The 19,027-nt window shown below is 66.5% G+C and carries 18 protein-coding genes; 2 read left to right on the forward strand and 16 right to left on the reverse strand.

The features are described from left to right. Positions 1 to 110 precede the first annotated feature (110 nt). Together ACFQB0_RS07565 and ACFQB0_RS07570 are read left to right on the forward strand one after the other, a co-directional pair. Positions 111 to 710, forward strand: coding sequence for a GNAT family N-acetyltransferase (locus ACFQB0_RS07565; protein ID WP_386729517.1), 600 nt, complete (start codon positions 111 to 113; stop codon positions 708 to 710). Between the two features lie 62 nt (positions 711 to 772). After that, the gene (locus ACFQB0_RS07570) at positions 773 to 2,167 is read left to right on the forward strand and encodes an HNH endonuclease signature motif containing protein (protein ID WP_386729520.1); all 1,395 of its coding nucleotides are present in this window, start codon (positions 773 to 775) and stop codon (positions 2,165 to 2,167) included. Between the two features lie 117 nt (positions 2,168 to 2,284). On the opposite strand, the gene der is transcribed toward ACFQB0_RS07570, so the two are convergent. The 16 genes from der to ACFQB0_RS07650 form a co-directional block, all read right to left on the reverse strand. Continuing rightward, positions 2,285 to 3,811 (reverse strand): ribosome biogenesis GTPase Der, encoded by a 1,527-nt coding sequence (gene der / locus ACFQB0_RS07575; protein WP_386729523.1) that lies wholly within the window; start codon positions 3,809 to 3,811, stop codon positions 2,285 to 2,287. Between the two features lie 71 nt (positions 3,812 to 3,882). Continuing rightward, a complete protein-coding gene (cmk, locus tag ACFQB0_RS07580; RefSeq protein WP_386729525.1) occupies positions 3,883 to 4,557 on the reverse strand; it encodes a (d)CMP kinase in 675 nt (224 codons plus the stop codon). Between the two features lie 4 nt (positions 4,558 to 4,561). Beyond that, positions 4,562 to 5,728: a prephenate dehydrogenase gene (locus tag ACFQB0_RS07585; RefSeq protein ID WP_386729528.1), complete on the reverse strand. Its 1,167-nt coding sequence runs from the start codon at positions 5,726 to 5,728 to the stop codon at positions 4,562 to 4,564. A gap of 120 nt (positions 5,729 to 5,848) precedes the next feature. Continuing rightward, a complete protein-coding gene (locus ACFQB0_RS07590; RefSeq protein ID WP_386729531.1) occupies positions 5,849 to 6,652 on the reverse strand; it encodes a pseudouridine synthase in 804 nt (267 codons plus the stop codon). Then, on the reverse strand, positions 6,639 to 7,226 hold the full coding sequence (gene scpB / locus ACFQB0_RS07595) for an SMC-Scp complex subunit ScpB (protein ID WP_386729707.1): 588 nt from the start codon (positions 7,224 to 7,226) through the stop codon (positions 6,639 to 6,641). Before scpB ends, ACFQB0_RS07590 begins: the two co-directional genes overlap by 14 nt. Positions 7,227 to 7,500: 274 nt before the next feature. After that, on the reverse strand, positions 7,501 to 8,418 hold the full coding sequence (locus ACFQB0_RS07600; protein ID WP_386729534.1) for a segregation and condensation protein A: 918 nt from the start codon (positions 8,416 to 8,418) through the stop codon (positions 7,501 to 7,503). Then, entirely contained in the window at positions 8,402 to 9,304 is a 903-nt protein-coding gene (locus tag ACFQB0_RS07605; RefSeq protein ID WP_386729537.1) for a ParA family protein, read from the reverse strand. Before ACFQB0_RS07605 ends, ACFQB0_RS07600 begins: the two co-directional genes overlap by 17 nt. A 48-nt stretch (positions 9,305 to 9,352) precedes the next feature. After that, positions 9,353 to 10,258 (reverse strand): site-specific tyrosine recombinase XerD, encoded by a 906-nt coding sequence (gene xerD, locus ACFQB0_RS07610; protein WP_386729541.1) that lies wholly within the window; start codon positions 10,256 to 10,258, stop codon positions 9,353 to 9,355. After that, complete coding sequence (locus tag ACFQB0_RS07615; protein WP_386729543.1) at positions 10,255 to 10,920, reverse strand: NUDIX domain-containing protein; 666 nt, start codon at positions 10,918 to 10,920, stop codon at positions 10,255 to 10,257. Before ACFQB0_RS07615 ends, xerD begins: the two co-directional genes overlap by 4 nt. Next, on the reverse strand, positions 10,913 to 12,565 hold the full coding sequence (locus ACFQB0_RS07620; protein WP_386729709.1) for a CTP synthase: 1,653 nt from the start codon (positions 12,563 to 12,565) through the stop codon (positions 10,913 to 10,915). Before ACFQB0_RS07620 ends, ACFQB0_RS07615 begins: the two co-directional genes overlap by 8 nt. Positions 12,566 to 12,671: 106 nt before the next feature. Then, positions 12,672 to 14,363, reverse strand: coding sequence for a DNA repair protein RecN (recN, locus tag ACFQB0_RS07625; protein WP_386729546.1), 1,692 nt, complete (start codon positions 14,361 to 14,363; stop codon positions 12,672 to 12,674). Further along, complete coding sequence (locus ACFQB0_RS07630) at positions 14,356 to 15,276, reverse strand: NAD kinase (protein ID WP_386729548.1); 921 nt, start codon at positions 15,274 to 15,276, stop codon at positions 14,356 to 14,358. The genes recN and ACFQB0_RS07630 overlap by 8 nt, the downstream gene beginning before the upstream one ends. Before the next feature lie 4 nt (positions 15,277 to 15,280). Next, positions 15,281 to 16,081, reverse strand: a complete 801-nt coding sequence (locus tag ACFQB0_RS07635; RefSeq protein ID WP_386729551.1) for a TlyA family RNA methyltransferase — start codon at positions 16,079 to 16,081, stop codon at positions 15,281 to 15,283. 2 nt (positions 16,082 to 16,083) lie between these two features. Beyond that, positions 16,084 to 16,329, reverse strand: a complete 246-nt coding sequence (locus tag ACFQB0_RS07640; protein WP_386729554.1) for a hypothetical protein — start codon at positions 16,327 to 16,329, stop codon at positions 16,084 to 16,086. A gap of 132 nt (positions 16,330 to 16,461) precedes the next feature. Then, positions 16,462 to 17,487, reverse strand: coding sequence for an HAD-IIA family hydrolase (locus tag ACFQB0_RS07645; protein WP_386729712.1), 1,026 nt, complete (start codon positions 17,485 to 17,487; stop codon positions 16,462 to 16,464). Continuing rightward, the gene (locus ACFQB0_RS07650; RefSeq protein WP_386729557.1) at positions 17,462 to 18,628 is read right to left on the reverse strand and encodes a hypothetical protein; all 1,167 of its coding nucleotides are present in this window, start codon (positions 18,626 to 18,628) and stop codon (positions 17,462 to 17,464) included. The genes ACFQB0_RS07645 and ACFQB0_RS07650 overlap by 26 nt, the downstream gene beginning before the upstream one ends. Positions 18,629 to 19,027 lie beyond the last annotated feature (399 nt).

Here is a 19,027-nt window from a genome sequence, read left to right on the forward strand (position 1 = left end):
GCCACAGCCCGTGGCATCGACTCGCGCCGAAGACAACTTGTCAATGATAGCGCGCCTCAGAGGCGCTCTCGTGCACGCGCGATGTCGGCCGGTGACCGTAAAGTACTGGCATGGTGGTTCCCGGTGAGGTCACGATCGTCTCGGCGACAGACGCCCCATGGGCCGATGTCGAGCAGGTTTTCGGCACGCGAGGCGACCCGTCACGGTGCTGGTGCCAGTTCTTCAAGATGTCCAACGCCGGCTGGGACACGGCGAAAAGCGCCGAGTGCAAGGCTGAATTCCAGGCACAAGTACGCGCGAGCGCCACCTCCCCCGGCGTGATCGCTTACTTGGATGGCGAGGCTGTCGGATGGTGCGCCGTCGAACCGCGCGTCAACTACAGTCGGCTCGCCCGCACCAAAATCGTGACCGACGGCAGTACCGAACCACTCGACGACGCATCCGTGTGGGCGGTCACCTGCTTCGTCGTACGCGTCGGCTATCGCCGCCGAGGCATCGCCGCGGCACTACTGCTCGGTGCGATCGAGCAGGCACGCCGACATGGCGCCCGCGTGCTCGAGGGCTACCCGGTCGACGTGGCCGAGCGAGCCAAGACATCGGCGGCGGAGCTGTACCACGGCTCCCTCTCGCTGTTCCTGGGCGCGGGCTTCGAAGTGGCATCACGGCCGAGCCCCGGCCGCCCCGTCACGCGGCTCCAACTCGCGACATAGCGACCCATGCCGTCGGGCTGGGGGCTCGCCGGAATGTCGGTGGCCGGTGGTTGGATGTCGCTATGAACAGCCGCTCTTCGTCGCTCCATCAGCCCGATTCGCCGAATCAGCCGGGTTCGCCCGATGCCTGGCTTCCGACGTTCTCCGGCGCGATGTCGGCTCTCATCGGCAGAGCCAGCGACGACGATCGGATCATCGCCATGATGGCGGCCAATCGTGCCGCGTCTATCGAACGCGCACGAGCCTGGGCGATGATCTCCGATGAGGTCGTCGTGCACGGTCCGCAGCTGACCGCAGCGCGTCGCGAGGAATGGGTGCGGCGCAGCTTCGTGAGCGAGATGGCGTGTGCGCTGCAACTGCCCGAACGATCCGCGGAGCGTCTCATCGACGAGAGCGAAATCCTGGTTCGCGAGCTCACTCGCACGCTCGACGCGCTCGCGAACGGCGATATCAGCTACCGGCACGCCCAAGTCGTCATCGACCAGGCCCGCACGCTGCCGTCCGAAGCACGCGTCGCCTTCGAGGCGGTCATGCTGACGACGGCCGCCACGGCGACGGTTGCCGAGTTGCGGCGCGCCGCCCTCCGTGAGCGGGAGCGGATGCATCCCGAATCGATCGCGAGCAGGCGTCGCACGGCTGTCGAAGAACGCCGCGTGGCACTTGATGGCACGTGCGACGGGATGGCCTGGCTGCACCATCACCTTCCGATCGAGCAGGCCGTGGGTGTGTTCAATCGCATCACCGCGGCGGCACGCAGCCTGCAGGGGTCACACGAGTCACGCACACTCGACCAATTGCGGGCGGATGTCGCGGCCTCATTGCTCCTCGACGGCGACTGCGACTACGACTACGACTACGACTACGACGATGAGCTTGCGAATGCGCCTCTGAAAGCAGAGGCGAAAACGAAGACGTCTCGTATGGCGGCGCTGCGCGGCATCCGGCCGACGGTCATCGTCACGGTTCCCGTGCTCACGCTACTCGGCCACGGCGACGAACCCGCCGAACTCGCCGGCCATGGTCCGATCGACGCGGACACCGCACGCGAGCTCGCCGCGCGCGCTCCGAGTTTCACACGTCTGCTCACCCATCCCGAGACCGGTGCGGTGCTCTCGATCGGCCGTGAAAGCTACACTGTGCCCGCCGATCTGAAACGCTGGCTATTACTGCGCGACGAGCGCTGCCGCTTCCCTGGTTGCGGGCGTCCGGCCCAGCAATGCGAACTCGACCACACGGTGGCCTGGCAGCACGGCGGGCGCACGGATGGTTCCAATCTCGCCTTTCTGTGCCGCAAGCATCACCGGCTCAAGCACCTGACGCACTGGCAGGCTCGACAAGACGACGACGGTGTGCTCGACTGGCGCTCACCCTCAAGGCGTCAATACCGGACGCGCCCCGCGGTGAGACCGCCGGGATCGAGTCCGCCGCGCGAGTTGCCGAAGGATCCACCGTTCTAGACGAAGTTCTAGACAGACGCAGCTCTACCAGGGCGCTACCCGCTCGAGGCGCCGGCTCGACACCAGCCGAGCCCCGGGCCCTGAGCCCCCGAGCCCTGACGAGCCGCCGAAACCGTCCTAGCGTTTCCGTTTCTCACGCACGCGCATGTTCACGAAGATCGGCGAACCTTCGAAGCCGTGGATCTCACGTAGGCGGCGTTGGATGTAGCGACGGTATCCCGCATCCAGGAAACCCGTCGTGAACAACACGAACGTCGGCGGACGACTCGACGCCTGCGTACCGAACAGAACCCGCGGCTGCTTACCACCCCGCACAGGATGCGGATGCGCAGCCGTGAGCTCAGCCAAAAACGCATTGAACCTACCCGTCGGAATACGGGTATCCCACGACTCGAGCGCAAGCTCCAACGCCGGAACAAGCCTCTCCAGATGGCGACCCGTACGCGCGGAGATGTTCACACGTGGCGCCCACGACACATGCGCCAGATCCTGCTCGATCTCCCGCTCAAGATAACGACGACGGTCATCGTCGAGCAGATCCCACTTGTTGAACGCGAGCACGAGCGCGCGACCGGACTCGAGCACGAGGTCGATGATCCGCACGTCCTGCTCGCTGAGCGGCTGGCTCACGTCGAGCATGACCACGGCGACCTCGGCCTTCTCGAGCGCGGCGCTCGTGCGCAACGAAGCGTAGAAGTCCGCCCCCTGCTGCAGGTGCACCCGACGGCGGATGCCGGCGGTGTCGACGAAGCGCCACACCTTGCCGCCAAGTTCCACCTGCTCGTCCACCGGGTCGCGCGTGGTGCCCGCGAGCTCGTTCACAACGACCCGCTCCTCACCCGCCGCCTTGTTGAGCAGGCTCGACTTACCCACGTTCGGACGGCCCAGGATGGCGACACGACGCGGCCCGCCGACCTCGTCCTTCGCCACCTTCGAGACGAGCGGAAGCTCCTTGAGTATCTCATCGAGCAGGTCCGCGACTCCGCGCCCATGCAGAGCGGAGACGGGATATGGCTCGCCGAGGCCAAGGCTCCACAGCGCGGCTGCCTCCGGCTCCTGGCGGGCGTCGTCGACCTTGTTCGCGAGCAGGAGGACGGGCTTGCCGCTCTTGCGCAACAGTCGCACGACCTGCTCGTCGGTCGAGGTCGCCCCAACGGTGGCGTCGACGACGAAGAGCACGAGGTCGGAGAGGTCGATGGCCACCTCGGCCTGGGCTGCGACGGAGGCGTCGATGCCGCGAGCGTCCGGCTCCCAACCACCGGTGTCGACGAGAGTGAAGCGACGGTCGTTCCACTCCCCCTTGTACGACACGCGGTCACGGGTCACCCCAGGGGTGTCCTCGACCACAGCCTCCCGGCGACCGAGGATGCGGTTGACGAGCGCCGACTTGCCCACGTTCGGGCGACCGACGATCGCGATCACAGGAAGCGCTGGAAGGTACCGGATCGCGTCCGGGTCTTCGGTGACGGCATCGAGCACGTCGAGGTCTTCCTCGTCGAGTTCGTAGTCGTCGAGGCCGGCACGCAACGCGGTCGCGCGCTGGTGCGCGAGATCGTCGTCGAGGTCCGCCAGACGCGTGGCGAGCTCGTCGTCGGCCTCGGCAGGGTCCGCCGCGCGGAAGTCATCGTTCTCGGTGTCAGTCATGGAGTCTCCTCGGGCTGATCTCACCTCGGCGCGCCCTGTGCAGGCTCTGCTCGATCAGCGGTGGTGCCGGCTCATCCGGCGTTCGTCGTGGCACGAATCACATCAATGACAGCATCGACGGTTTCGTCAAAATCAAATTCGGTGGAATCGACCGTCGTCACGCCGTCGGCCGCGTTCATGAAGTCGACCACTCGCGAATCCGCCTGGTCGCGTTTCTTGAGCAGCTCGCCGACGGTCTCGGCGGCGTGGTCCTGGAGCTCAGCGGAGCGCCTCGCCATTCTAGCCTCTTCCGACGCCGTGAGCAGGATCCGCACGGGAGCTCCGGGGGCAACGACGGTCGTGATGTCCCGCCCCTCGACGACAATGCCGGGTCGGTCGCTGGCCGCGGCAATGCTGCGGAACAGCTCGACCAGGTACTGGCGCACCTCGGGAATGCGCGCGATGTCGCTCACGACGGCCGAGACGCGTGGCTCTCGGATGGCCTCAGTCACGTCGCTCCCGCCGATCCGCACGTAGTACTCGTCGGGATGCGTGCCAACCTCGAAGTCGAAATCGGCCAGCGCCGTGATCACGGCGGCGGCATCCCTCGAGTCGATGCCGCTCTCGAGCACAAGCCAGGCGAGGGCGCGATAGGCCGCACCCGTGTCGAGGTAGGCGAAACGGAGTCGACGTGCGACGGTTCTGCTCACGCTGGACTTGCCGCTGCCCGCCGGACCGTCGACGGCGACGAAAAGAGGAAGCGTCACCGGATCAGCCCGCAATCCGCCAGCCGCGGGCGACCAGTTCTTCGGTGAGGCGCTCGACCGCCTCAGGAACGACGGAGATCTCGGCGAGCCCGACCTGCACACCCGGTGAGTGCTCGAGACGCACGTCCTCGAGATTGACGCCGATCTCTCCGATCTCGTTGAAGAGGCGTGCGAGCTGTCCCGGCTTGTCGTCGACCATCACGATCATGGTCGAGAAACGTCTGTCGATGCCATGCTTGCCGGGCAGCCGCGCCACGCCGGCGTTGCCGCCCGCGAGTTCCTCGGCGACGCGGCGGCGGGCACCGGGCGCGGCCGGGTCGTCCAGAGCGTCGATGAAACGGTCGAGATCGTCGCGATAGGCTGCGAGGATCTCGCGCACCGGTGCGGCATTCGCGCCGAGGATCTGCACCCACAGCTCGGGCTCGCTCGCGGCGACACGGGTCACGTCGCGCAAGCCCTGACCGGCGAGGTTGACGGCGGCACTCGGCGCGTCGATGAGGCGACGCGCCATGAGACTCGACACCACCTGTGGCACGTGCGACACGAGGGCGACTCCGCGGTCGTGTTCTTCCGGCGTCATCTCCACCAGGGTGGCGCCGAGGTCCAGAATGAGGTCATCGATCACGCCCGCGCGCGGGTAGCTGATCGCATCATGCGCCGCCACCACCCACGGACGACCGATGAAGAGATCGGCCCGACCCTGGAGGGGGCCCCCGCGTTCGCGCCCGGCGAGCGGGTGCGAACCGATGTAGCGCGACACGTCAGCCCCGCGCACCCGCAGATTCTGCAGAATCTCGAGCTTGACGCTCGCGACATCGGTTACGATCGCCTCGGGGTATTCGGCGAGTTCGCGCGCGATCACGTCGGCAGTGACATCCGGCGGCACGCACACCACGACGAGCTGCGGCTTGTCACCGGATACGGCCGGCCGGCCGGCCCCGTAGTCGGCAGCGATGCTCAAATGGGTGGGCGACGCGTCGGCGAGCACGACCTCGATGCCACGGGCACGCAGGCCGAGCCCGACGCTCGTGCCGAGCAGGCCGACGCCGACGACCCGCACCGGGCCGACGAGCCGCCCCCGGGACGCGGAGCCGCCGTTTCCAGAACCACTCGCCCCTAAACCGAGTGAACCGAGCGCCCCTGAACCCAAAGCCTCCGAATCGAGGACCATCGCACCGAGGGCTCCCGAGTCGCCAGGCCCGGAAGCGTCAACCTCCGAACCTGCTCTTGAACTACCTGCTCTTGAACTGCCGGCCCCCGAACCTCCGTCAATCGAATCGTCCTCCGCCATCTAGCGAACTCCCTGCTCTTCAGTGTTCTCGCCGGCTCCACTCGTCCGCGAAATGGTGAGCAGCTGGCCGAGCTCTTCCTTGGTCAGGTCGCGCACCCGGCCCACCTGCAGCGTGCCGAGACGCAGCGGGCCGAACTGCCGGCGAACGAGCTCGACCACAGGGTGGCCGACGGCGTCGAGCATCCGGCGCACGATGCGGTTGCGACCGGAGTGCAGTGTGACCTCCACGAGACTGTAGGCACCATCACCAGGTGGACCCAACAGGATGCGCGCCTTGTCTGCGTGGATCGGGCCGTCGTCGAGCTCAACCCCCTTCTGCAAGCGCCCGACGGTCTGCACGCTCATACGCCCGTGCACCTTCGCGATGTAGGTCTTCGACACTCCGAACGACGGATGCGCGAGCGTGTGCGCGAGATCCCCGTCGTTCGTCAGGATGAGCAGGCCGCTCGTCTCAGCATCGAGTCGGCCGACGTTGAACAATCGCTCCTCGTAACCGATGGTGAAACGGGTGAGGTCGGGGCGTCCCTGCTCGTCCTTCATCGACGAGACGACACCTGTCGGCTTGTTGAGCATGAGGTAGCGCCTGGTCGTGTCGAGTTGCACCGCTGTGCCATCGACGGCGATGAGATCCGTCTCCGGATGGATGCGCGTGCCGAGCTCGGTGACGGTGTGTCCGTTGACCTCGATGCGGCCCTCGACGATGTATTGCTCAACGACCCGGCGAGAGGCGACCCCTGCGGCGGCGAGCGCCTTCTGCAGGCGCACGCCGTCGGCAGCGGCTTCGGTCTCGCTATGTGAGTGCATTGTCGAATCCTTCCACGCCGTCGTCGAGCAGCGGGGAGATCGGCGGCAGCTCCTCGAGCGAGTTGATTCCGAGCTGAGTGAGCAGCAGATCGGTCGTCCCGTAATTGATGGCCCCCGTCTCGGCGTCGGTGAACACCTCGGTGATGAGCCCACGGCCGAGCAGCGTGCGCACGACCGAGTCCACGTTCACGGCACGAATGGACGCGATCGCACCACGGCTGATCGGCTGCTTGTAGGCGATCACGGCGAGCGTTTCCAACGCGGCCTGCGACAGCCTCGTAGGGTTCTGGGTGAGCACGAAGTCGGCGATGACGGGGTCGTGATCCTGGCGCACGTAAATGCGCCAGCCGCCGGCCACCTCGCGCAGCTCGAAGCCCCGACGGGTGCCCTTGGCCGAGCCTGCCGCCTCGGGATCGGAGCCCGCCACGGCAGGCAGGACACCGTCATAGTCGGCAACGAGGCGCGCGATCGCGGCCTGCACCTCGACCACGGGACGTCTGACGGCGGTTGCCAGGTGCACCACGCCCTGCGGCTCGTCGGCGACCATGAGGATGGCCTCGAGCGCGCGTTCCACGTCTTCGACAACCGGTCGTCTTTCGTAGACGGGCGTTCCGACGTCGGCTAGGCCCCCTTCGGCGTCCAACGCTTCGAGGCCCGGAGTTCCTGTCACTGCGGCCTCAGCCTCGGCAGCTGCGGCTGCGGTGTCAACGGTTTCAGCGTCAGCGGTTTCAGTGACAACGGTTTCAGTGACAATGGCCTCGACGTCAACGGTTTCAGCGTCAACGGCCTCGACGTCAACGGTTTCAGCGTCAACTGTTTCGGCCTCCGCGATGTTGAGGTTATCGGCGTCAGTTGTCATAGTCTGCTCCCAGATTGGCGAGGCTCTCTTCCGACCACGTCTCCGCGGTCCAGCGCAGAGTGAGTTCGCCGAGCGGTTCAAGTTGTTCGAAGGCGATGGCAGCATGCCGATAGAGCTCGAGCACGGCAAGGAATCGTGCGATGACGACCCCTTTATGCCCCGCCTCGCCCTGGCCGACACCCGCGATGAGCTGCCGAAACGTCACCGGCGCCCCCGCCCTCAGCATCGCTACGACGTGCGCCGCCTGCTCACGGATGCTCACGAGAGGCGCGTGCAGGTGGTCGAGCCCGACGACGGGAATGTCCTTGGGCGTGAACGCGAGGGTGGCCATCGCGGCGAAGTCAGCGAGCGAGAGCGTCCAGACGAGCTCGGGGGTCTGCTGCCGGTACTTCTCCTCGAGCCGCACCGAACGCGCGTGCCGTGTCGACTCGGCGTCGAGGCGGCCCTGAACCCAGGTGGAGGCCTCCTTGAAGGCACGGTATTGCAGTAAGCGGGCGAAGAGCAGATCGCGTGCCTCGAGCAGCGCAACGTCCTCCGCGTCGACGAGCTCGCCCTGCGGCAGCAGCCCGGCCACCTTGAGGTCGAGCAGCGTCGCCGCCACCACCAGGAACTCGCTCGCCTGGTCGAGCTCCTTCTCGGAGTCGAGCCCCCGCAGGTAGGAGATGAACTCGTCGGTCACCCTGCTGAGCGAAACCTCGGTGATGTCGAGCTCGTGCTTCGAGATGAGCGAGAGCAGCAGGTCGAACGGCCCCTCGAAGTTGCTGAGGGAAACCCTGAAACCGGATGCTTCGGCAGGCCCGTCTTCACCCGGAGAAAACTCGACGACCTCAGCCTGCTCGACAGGGACGGACGCAGCAGTCGATGATTCGGCGGTGCTCGAGGCGACAGGGCTAGGCGACGGCGCCACGGGCGATCAGTTCCCTCGCGAGCTGACGGTAGGCACGTGCAGCCTGGTGCTCGGGTGCGAACTGGGTGATGGGGGTACCGGCCACGCTCGCATCCGGGAACTTGACCGTGCGGCCGATCACGGTCTCGAGCACCTTGTCGCCGAACGCGTCCACCACACGCTCGAGCACCTCGCGTGAATGCAGCGTGCGGGAGTCGTACATGGTCGCGAGAATTCCGTCGAGCTCGATGGCGGGGTTAAGCCGGTCACGCACCTTGTCGATGGTCTCGATGAGCAGGGCGACGCCACGCAGGGCGAAGAACTCGCACTCGAGCGGGATGAGCACGCCGTGGCTCGCGGTGAGTGCATTCACCGTCAGCAGCCCCAGCGAAGGCTGGCAGTCGATGAGGATCACGTCGTAGTCGGCCGAGACCTTGCGCAACACCCCGGCGAGGATCTGCTCGCGGGCGACCTCGTTGACGAGGTGCACCTCGGCGGCGGAGAGGTCGATATTGGCCGGGATCACGTCGAGACCGGGAACGTTCGTCTGCTGGATCGCCTCGGCGGGAATCTTCGAGCGGGAGAGCAGCAGGTCGTAGATCGTCGTCACGTCATGGGTTGGAACGCCGAGACCGGCTGAGAGCGCCCCCTGTGGGTCGAAGTCGACGGCGAGCACACGGCGACCGTACTCGGCCAGTGCGGCACCGAGATTGATCGTCGAGGTGGTCTTGCCGACCCCGCCCTTCTGGTTGCAGAGCGAGATCACACGGGCCGGACCGTGCCCCTTGAGCGTCCGAGGCTCGGTGAACACCGACTGGGGACGACCGGTCGGACCGGACTGCGGTGCCGCTGAGACGTCGAGGCTCCCGACGGGAAGCTCCGCCGAGTCATCCTGCTTTCTCGTCACTGCGATCTCCTGGTCTGGGCGTTCACCCGTAGAACTTCTTGACCGATTCTAACGAGCACGGGGATGTGCGCTCGTGTACATATCCCGGAGTGTGTCAGCTGTGACCAAGGTGTAGATCTGGGTCGTGGCCACCGAGGAGTGTCCGAGCAGCTCCTGCACGACGCGCACATCGGCGCCGCCGGCGAGCAGATGGGTCGCGAAGGAATGCCGCAGCGTGTGCGGGGAGACCTCGATGCCGAGGCCGGCGCGCTCGGCGGCGGCTCGGATGATGAGCCAGACGTTCTGCCGGGATATCCTCTGACCGCGCAGTCCCAAGAAGAGCGCCGGGGTCGAGGCCCCCCGCACCGAGAGTGTCGGCCGTGCCCGCACGAGATAGGAGTCGATGGCGGAACGCGCGTAACTGCCGACCGGAACGATCCGCTGCTTCCCACCCTTGCCGATCAGGCGAACGACCTCCTCATCGACCACGTCGTCGACGTTGAGGTTGACCGCCTCCGAGACGCGCGCGCCGGTTGCGTAGAGCAGTTCGAGCAATGCCTTGTCCCGCAATTGCTGGATGCCGTCCCCGTCGGTCGCCGCGAGCAGGGCGCTCACCTGGTCGATCGAGATCGCCTTCGGCAGCCTGGTGCCGAGTTTCGGCGGCTTCGTCTCGTGCGCGACATCCGTCTCGACGAGTCCCTCGTCGAGCAGGAAACGGTGCCATCCGCGCACCGAGGACAGGATGCGTGCCACCGATGAGGCTATGAGAGGCGACTCCGCCCTGGTGCTGAGATGGCGCACGAACTCCGAGACCTGGGCGCTCGTGATCTCGTCCGGCACGTCGACGCCCTGCCGCCCGAGCCAGTCGCCGTACAGCGAGAGGTCGCGCCGGTAGGCGGTGACGGTGTTCGCCGAGAGTCCGCGCTCGATCGAGACATGCCGCAGGTAGGAGTCCACAGCCGTCTCGACGCTCATGTGCCGAGCGCCTCGCTCTTCGGATGCCGCGGCCAGAGACTGTCGCCGGCGCCGAGCGTGCTCCACCCGCGCGCCCTGGCCGCATGGGCTGCGAGAACGCCGATCGCGAGAGAGGGGTTCTGCAGCCGTCGATCGAGCACCGCGTCGACGCACTCGTCGAGGGGAACCCAGCGCAACTCCATGTCGGCCTCCTCTTCGCTGCGATCGAAGCTCTGGTCGGTCGCTCCCAGCTCACGCGCGAGGTAGATGCGAATCGCCTCGTCGCTGCCGCCCGGCGAGGTGTAGAACTCGGAGAGCACATCCCAGCGGGTCGCGACGAGGTCGGCCTCCTCCGCCAACTCCCGCTGAGCCGCCCGCAGCGGGCGCTCGCCGCGCACGTCGAGAAGCCCTGCCGGAATCTCCCAGTCGCGAGTGCGTACAGGATGCCGGTATTGCTTGATGAGCAGCACCCGCTCGTTCTCATCGAGGGCGAGCACCGCGACGGCCCCTGTGTGGTCGACGAAGTCGCGCACGATCGACTGGCCGTTGAAGGCGAACCTCTCGCGACGCACATCCCAGACCTTACCCGCGAAGACCGTCTCGCTCTGCTCGACCCGCACTGCGAACAGCTCGTCGTCGAGCGCCGCGGACGCGCCAGGCGAGACGGACGCCTCGTCAGGCATCCCGCACTTCGAAGAGACGGCTCGCCTGCTGACGGTCGAGCGCCGCGGCCACGAGTCCACGGAACAGGGGATGAGCATTGTTGGGCCGCGAGCGCAGCTCGGGGTGCGCCTGCGTTCCTACGTAGAACGGGTGCTGGTCACGGGGCAACTCGACGAACTCCACGAGGTGACGATCGGGCGAGGTTCCCGAGAACCACATGCCGGCCGCAGAGATCTGCTCGCGGTATCCATTGTTCACCTCGTAACGATGACGGTGACGTTCGGAGACGAGCGTTTCGCCGTAGAGCTCGGAGACGAGCGAGCCCTCGGCGAGGGCCGCCGGGTAGAGGCCCAGGCGCATGGTTCCGCCCATGTCGCCGCCGGCGATGATCTCCACCTGTTCCTCCATCGTCGCGATGACGGGGAACTCGGTGTCGGGGTCGAACTCCGAGGAGGACGCTCCGGCGAGGCCGACCTTGTTCCGGGCATACTCAATGACCATGCACTGCAAGCCGAGACACAAGCCGAGCGCCGGGATGCCGTTCTCTCGAGCGAAGCGCAGAGCGCCCAGCTTGCCCTCGATGCCGCGCACTCCGAAACCACCCGGAACGCAGATCGCGTCCACCTCAGAGAGATTGCGCGCCGCACCCTCGTCGGTCTCGCACTCGTCGGAGGGTATCCAGGTGATCTTGACCTTCGTGTGCTGGGCGAATCCGCCGGCACGCAGGGCCTCGGTCACGGAGAGGTAGGCGTCGGGAAGATCGATGTACTTGCCGACGAGACCGATCGTCACCTCGTGCTTGGGCTCGTGCACGGCCTCGAGCAGCTTCTCCCAGCCCGACCAGTCGACGGCGGTGGCCTCGAGGCCGAGTCTGTCGATGATGTAGCTGTCGAGCCCCTGCTCATGCAGCATCGTCGGGATGTCGTAGATGCTCGGCACGTCCACCGCGTTCACGACAGCGGCCTCGTCGACGTCGCACATGAGCGCGATCTTGCGCTTGTTGCTCTCGGTGACGGGGCGGTCACTGCGCAGCACGAGGGCGTCCGGCTGGATGCCGATGGAGCGCAACGCAGCGACGGAGTGCTGGGTGGGCTTGGTCTTCTGCTCCCCTGAGGCGCCCATGAACGGCACGAGCGAGACGTGCACGAAGAAGACGTTCTTGCGGCCGAGCTCGTGGCGAACCTGACGAGCCGATTCGATGAAAGGCTGCGACTCGATGTCGCCGACCGTTCCGCCGATCTCGGTGATGATCACGTCGGGCTGCGGGCTCTCCGATGCCTGCAGGCGCATACGTCGCTTGATCTCATCGGTGATGTGGGGAATGACCTGCACGGTGTCGCCGAGGTACTCGCCTCGACGCTCCTTGGCGATGACGGTGGAGTAGATCTGGCCGGTCGTCACGTTCGCGGCCTGGCTCAGGTTGATGTCGAGAAAGCGCTCGTAGTGGCCGATATCGAGGTCCGTCTCGGCTCCGTCGTCGGTGACGAAGACCTCGCCGTGCTGGAACGGGTTCATAGTGCCCGGATCCACATTGAGATAGGGGTCGAGCTTCTGCATGACGACGCGCAGACCCCGCGACGTCAGAAGGTTGCCCAGGCTTGCGGCTGTCAGGCCCTTGCCCAAAGAAGAAACGACGCCACCGGTCACGAAAATGTGTTTGGTAATGCCGTTTGAATTGTCCGCGCTAATGTCCGCCACGGGCTTTCATCCTATCAGAGAGTCTCGGTTGACCTGTGGTGCGGCGCACTCCGATCGCCGGTGCGCCCGGTCGTCAGGAGACCCGAGCGAGGTCGATGAGTTCACGCGCGTGCGCAAGTCCGCTCTCCGAATCGGGCAGGCCGGAAAGCAGTCGTGCCATCTCCGCCGTCCGCGCTTCGCCACGCAACTGCTGCACACTGCTCGCCGTGACCGCCCCAGCGCTGTCTTTCACGACACGTAGATGGTTGCCTGCGAAGGCAGCCACCTGGGCGAGATGCGTGACCACGATGACCTGGGCAGATGTCGCAAGCTGGGCGAGACGTCGACCGATCTCGATCGCGGCGGCACCGCCGACACCCGCGTCTACCTCGTCGAAGACGAAGGTCGGCACGGGATCCGTCCCGGCGATGACGACCTCGATCGCAAGCATCACCCGAGAGAGCTCGCCGCCGGACGCGCCGCGACCGAGCGGTCGCGGCTCGGCACCGGCATGTGGCTTGAGTTGAATCGATACGGTGTCGCGGCCGGTGGCCGTATAGTCGTCATGTTGGGAGACGTCGACGACGAGCTCGGCATCGGGCATCGCGAGAGCCGCGAGTTCCGCGGAAACCTCCCGGGCGAGGCGTTCCGCTGCCTCGCTACGACGAGCGGTGAGGTCCGCGCCGAGTCGCGCGACCAGGTCACGATTGGCCTCGGTCTCATCGCGCAGGTGTTCGATGTTCTCGGAATCGCCGTCGAGTTCGAGGAGCCGGGCACTGCCGATGTCGAGGAAGTCGATCACCTCGTCGAGGCTCCGCCCGTGTTTGCGCACCAAGCCGGCGAGCTCTGCTCGACGCTCCTGGACGAGTTCCAACTCACGCGCACCGTCGGCGTCGAGCCCGGCAAGATAACTAGAGAGCTCACCCGCGATGTCAGCGACGAGGAACTCGACGTTGCCGAGCGCCTCCGCGATGGGAGCCAAGGCGGAATCGTGACCCGCAACGCGCTCCAACTGGCGACGTGCGCCGTTCAACAGCGCGACGGCGTCCGGCACGTCCTCACCGTTCTCCGCCGAGACGAGTTCCCGGGCCTGAGCGGCGGCGAGCCGCAGCTCCTCGAGGTTGCCGAGACGTTCGGCGCGTTCCGCGAGCCCATCGTCTTCGCCGCGTTGCGGCGCGACCGCTTCAATCTCGGCGATAGCCTCACGCAACTCCTCGGCTTCGCGAATCCGGCGATCGCTCTCCCCCACGAGCTCGTCGAGTTGCCGCTGCTTGGCATGCCAATCCTGAAACACGCGAACGTAGTCGTCTAGCAGAGCCGTGACCTCGGGCCCGGCGAAGCGATCGAGAGCCTCGCGCTGCGCCGTCGAGGAACGCAGCCGGATCTGGTCGGACTGTCCATGCACGACCACGAGCTGGTCGGCGAGGTCGCTCAGCACGCCCACGGGTGCGCCGCGACCACCGACGATGGCCCGGCTGCGCCCTTCTGCCGACACGGAACGACCGAGGATCAGTTCGGCACCATCGAGGTCGCCCCCCGCCTCTCGCACTCGCTCGGCGACGGAGCCGTCGGCGGCGACGAGCCAGCGGCCCTCTACCCAGCTCTGCGCCTGGCCCTGGCGCACCGCGCCGGCATCCGCACGCTCGCCGAGCAGCAGTCCGAGCGCCGAGACCACCATGGTCTTACCTGCGCCCGTCTCACCCGTCACAGCCGTGAAACCGGGGCCGAGCGGCAGCGTAGCCTCAGCGATCACGCCGAGATCGCGAATCGTCAGTTCTTCAATCACGGCCGACCGGGCCTCGCCATCCGGTGACGGGAAGCTGGAACTTGTTCACGAGCCTGTCGGTGAACGGGCCGGGATGCAGTCGCGCAAGGCGCACCGGCACCGTGGAACGGCGTACGACGACGCGCGCCCCCGGAGGCAGGTCATACGTACGCCTGCTGTCGCACCACAACACGCCGGAACCATCGGTGCGGGCGAGCACCTCGACCGCGAGCGAAGAGTCCGACCCGACGACGAGGGGCCGGGCGAACAGCGCGTGCGCACTCAGCGGAACGAGCAGCAGAGCGTCGAGGGTCGGCCACACGATCGGGCCACCCGCAGAGAACGAGTAGGCGGTCGAACCTGTCGGAGTCGACATGACGACGCCGTCGCAACCGAAGGTGGAAAGCGGTCTCCCGTCGACCTCGATCACGACCTCGAGCATTCGCTCGCGGCTGGCTTTCTCGACGGTGGCCTCGTTGAGCGCCCAGGTCTCGTAGATGACTTCGGCGGCGACCTTGACACGCACGGAAAGCGTCATGCGCTCCTCGACGAGGTAGTCGCGATTGAGACCCCGCGCGACGGCCTCACTGAGGTCGTCGCGCTCGCTCTCGGCAAGGAATCCGACATGCCCAAGGTTGACACCGAGCAGAGGCGCGGATGCGCCGCGCACGAGCTCGGCGGCACGCAGGATCGTGCCGTCACCGCCGAGCACCACGACGAGCTCGAGTTCCTGAGCCGAAACGCCTTTCCCCAAGACCTTGGCCGTGCCGTTGAGATCGGGAGCGAAGGCGTGCAGATCGTCCCATTGGTCGGCCGGCAAAACCGGGGTCGCCCCGGCAGCGGTCAGCTGCGCGCAGGCCGCGACGGCCGCTTCAAGCGAGTCCTGACGACCGGTGTGCGCGACGACGAGTATGTGGCGCTGGCCTGCCGTCATCTGGTCACGCTCCCGTCATCACCGAAACCCGGTTCAACCATTCTGTCGGATTGGCGCCGCGCTCGGCGCTCATCCAGACCAGATACTCATGGTTTCCGGCGCCACCGGCGATTGGTGAGGAGATAGCACCGGCCGTGCCGATCCCGAGATCGAAGCCGGCCCACAATACATTCGCGACGGCTTCGGAACGAAGCGCAGGGTCGTGCACGACCCCCTCGCGGATGCCACCGCGACCGACCTCGAATTGCGGTTTCACGAGCAGCACGAAATCGGCGCCCTCCGTGGCAGTTTCGACGAGCGCAGGCAGGACGGTCGTGAGCGAGATGAAAGACAGATCACCGACGACGAGGGCCGGTCGCTTCCCGACACCGGAGATCGCCGCAAGCGCGCCCGGTGTCATATAACGCACGTTGAAACCCTCGACAACGACGAGCCGCTCGTCCGAGCGGAGCAGCGGCGAAAACTGACCGTGCCCGACGTCGACGGCGACGACCTGGGATGCCCCGCGCTCAAGCAGTACTTGGCTGAACCCGCCCGTCGAGGCACCGACGTCGAGCGCCTCGACACCCTCGACTGTCACATCGAAAGCATCGAGGGCGGCGATAAGCTTGCGTGCGGCGCGGCTCACGTAGTGGTCGGCGCCATCCACGACGATCGCCTGCTCCTCACGCACCTTCGTCGAGGCCTTGACCATGGGGCGCCCGTCGACCGTGACGAGGCCGTCTGCTATGAGGCCCGCAGCATGGCTGCGCGAGCGCGCGAGCGCCCGGGCGACGAGGGCCGTGTCCAGCCGTTGTTCCGCCATGGTCAGCCCTGTGAACGAGGAGAGTCTCCACCCTCGAGCCGATCCCGCAGCTCATCGTGCAGATGCGCATAGGCCGCCGCACGTTGGTCGAGTGGTTGCTCCTCGATCACCCGCAGCCGAGGCAGGAGCGCATCATCGAGGGCCACCTCATCGGGGGCCACCTCATCGGGCGCCACCTCATCGGGCTCTGACGCCGTCGGATCGTCGCGTTGCGGGGCATCCGACCGACCGACCTTTTCGAAGCTCACAGCTCTACGGTACCCTTCTGCGCCGACCCTCCTGCGCCGACCCTCCTGCGCCGACCCTCCTGCGCCAACCCCCCTGCGCCAACCCCCCTCTGCGCCGGCCCCCCTCCGCGCCGGCCCCCCTCCGCGCCAGGCTCACCGATAGAGCCGTTCAGGCACGTTCAAGCCGTAGATCGCCCGTCCCGATGCCCAGATCAGCGCGCAGGCCGCGCGAAGAAGATCTATCCCGCCGGCACTGGACTTGACGATCTCGATATCGTCGCCGCGCAGTCGAACCCGAGCGCCATTGACAGTCGCCTCTGCCCCGTCCTTAGAGAGCACGATCTCGGGATACGGCTCGTGCAGCTGCCGAAGGTCGTCGAGAAGGAAACGTGGACGCGAGTCGGCGTTGGCGGCCAGAACCTGCTTGGCCTTGTCGACACCGGTGAGTACGAGGGCGGAGGCCATACCGGCCCGGTTCGCGCCGAGGATGTCGGTGTCGAGACGGTCCCCGACGACGAGCGCGTTGCGCGCGGCGAATCGGGCCGCCGCCTCTTCGAAGATCGCGACCTCCGGTTTGCCCGCGACGAGCGGCAGACGCCCAACGGCGGCATGCACCGCGGAGACGAGCGTTCCATTGCCCGGCGCGATCCCACGGGCGACGGGAATCGTCCAGTCGGTGTTCGTGGCGATCCACGGGATTCCGTTGCCGGAGTCATCCACAGCCAAGGCGAACGCAGCCTCGGCGAGTTGCGCCCAGCCGACCTCAGGGGCGAATCCCTGAATGACGGCCTCCGGCGCATCGTTGGCCGAACGCGTGATGCGGAACCCGGCCTTTTGGAGCTCGACCACCAAGCCCTCGCCGCCCACCACGAGCACGAGCCCGCCAGGGGCGACCTCGCTTGCGAGCAGACGCACGGCCGCTTGCGGCGAGGTGACGACATCCGTCGCCTCGACGTGTAGGCCCAGTTCGCTGAGATGTTTGGCTACCGAGACGTCGGTGCGTGAGGCATTGTTCGTGATGTAGCCGACGCGAGCCGTCTCGGATGCCGCATTGATGCTCTCGACGGCGTATGGAATCGCATTCGCGCCGGTGTAGACAATGCCGTCGAGGTCGGCGAGCAGTACATCCACACCGTCGAGGGGGGTCGCCACACTATTCTCCTTGCCGCGCTTGAGCATCATCGGCGGTGATCGTTGTCTCCATCGAGGTGCCATCGACGGACCGGGCCTTCGAAGCCTTGTCTTTTGCCGGCTTCTTCTTCGCGTTTTTGTCCTTCACCGCCTTGCCAGCCTTCACCGCCTTGCCGACCTTCACCGCCTCGCCGACCTTTGCCGCCTTGCCAGCCTTCACCGCCTCGCCGACCTTCACCGCCTTGCCGACCTTTGCCGCCTTGCCGACCTTCACCGAAGCAGCCTTCACCGCCTCGCCGACCTTCACCGCCTTGCCGACCTTTGCCGCCTTGCCGACCTTCACCGAAGCAGCCTTCGCCACCTCGCCGACCTTCACCGAGATATCCTCCGTCGCTTTGTCAGCCGTGACGAGCTCCGGGATCTTCGCCGACTTCTCTGTCTTGTGCCCCTCCGCTGCGCCGTCTCCGACATCGATGACATCAGGGCTCGGGTCACCGACCGGCGTCGCGTCGGGTTCTTGCTCAAGAAAGTCGGGCGCCTCCTCTATGACCTCGATGGTCTCGCCGTCGGGAGCCGCACCGAGCACGGATTCGGCCCGCTCGGAACGCTCCCGCCAAAGCGCCGCGTCGTCGTCGCGGCCGAGTCCCTCCAAAACCTCAGCGTAGGCGGCGAAGAGCTCCGGACTATAGGAGAACGCCGTGTCAGGGTCGAGCTGCGGAATCTCTAGCTCCAGGAGGGCGGCATCCGTCTGTCCAAGGTCGAGACGTGCCCCGGACATGGCTATGGCGAGTTCCACCTGTACCGAAGCAGGCAGCGTGTCACGATCGACGGAGCGGCCCAGCTCCAACGCCCTGTCCGGGCGGCCGACACCACGCTCACTATCGACCATAAGAGGTAGCTGATCGTTCTTGCCGGAAATTCGCCGATAGGTGCGCAACTCGCGCAGCGCGAGAGCGAAGTCACCGGTCGCATAAGCGGTGATGGCGAGGGTTTCGCGCACGATGGCGATGCGGCCGGCGCGACGTGCGGCAGACAGCACATGCCTATGCGCGAGCTCGGGATCCTCGTCGATGAGGCGCACGGCCATGACTAGATGGCGAGCCACCCACTCAGCGTTGTCTTTGCTGAGGGTCTTCAACTCGTTGCGGGCGAGGCGGTCGAGTTCGTCGGCCTCGACGTCGTCAGGCAACTCAGGATCGTCGTGGCGCGGACGCACCGAGCGCAGCTCACGCGCCGTCCGCTCTTCCTCGGTGAGTTCTTCCTCACGCCGAAAAGCGTCGCGATCCCCGCGGGCCGGTGAGCCGTCACGGGTCCACAGCTTCTTGCTCTCGTTGCTCTCCAGGCGAGACCCTCCGCCATGGCGGGGACGAACACCGTCTGGCTTCTGCCACGGCCTACGCTCACCGTCACGTGTCGGACGAGACTCACCGTCACGCTTCTCCCACGGCTTCCTGTCGCCATCACGAGCAGGACGAGTATCACGCTTCTCCCACGGCCTACGCTCACCGTCACGTGTCGGACGAGACTCACCGTCACGCTTCTCCCACGGCTTCCTGTCGCCATCACGAGCAGGACGAGTATCACGCTT

The organism is Luethyella okanaganae (assembly GCF_042660285.1).
In the GTDB taxonomy this organism is placed as follows: domain Bacteria; phylum Actinomycetota; class Actinomycetes; order Actinomycetales; family Microbacteriaceae; genus Luethyella; species Luethyella okanaganae.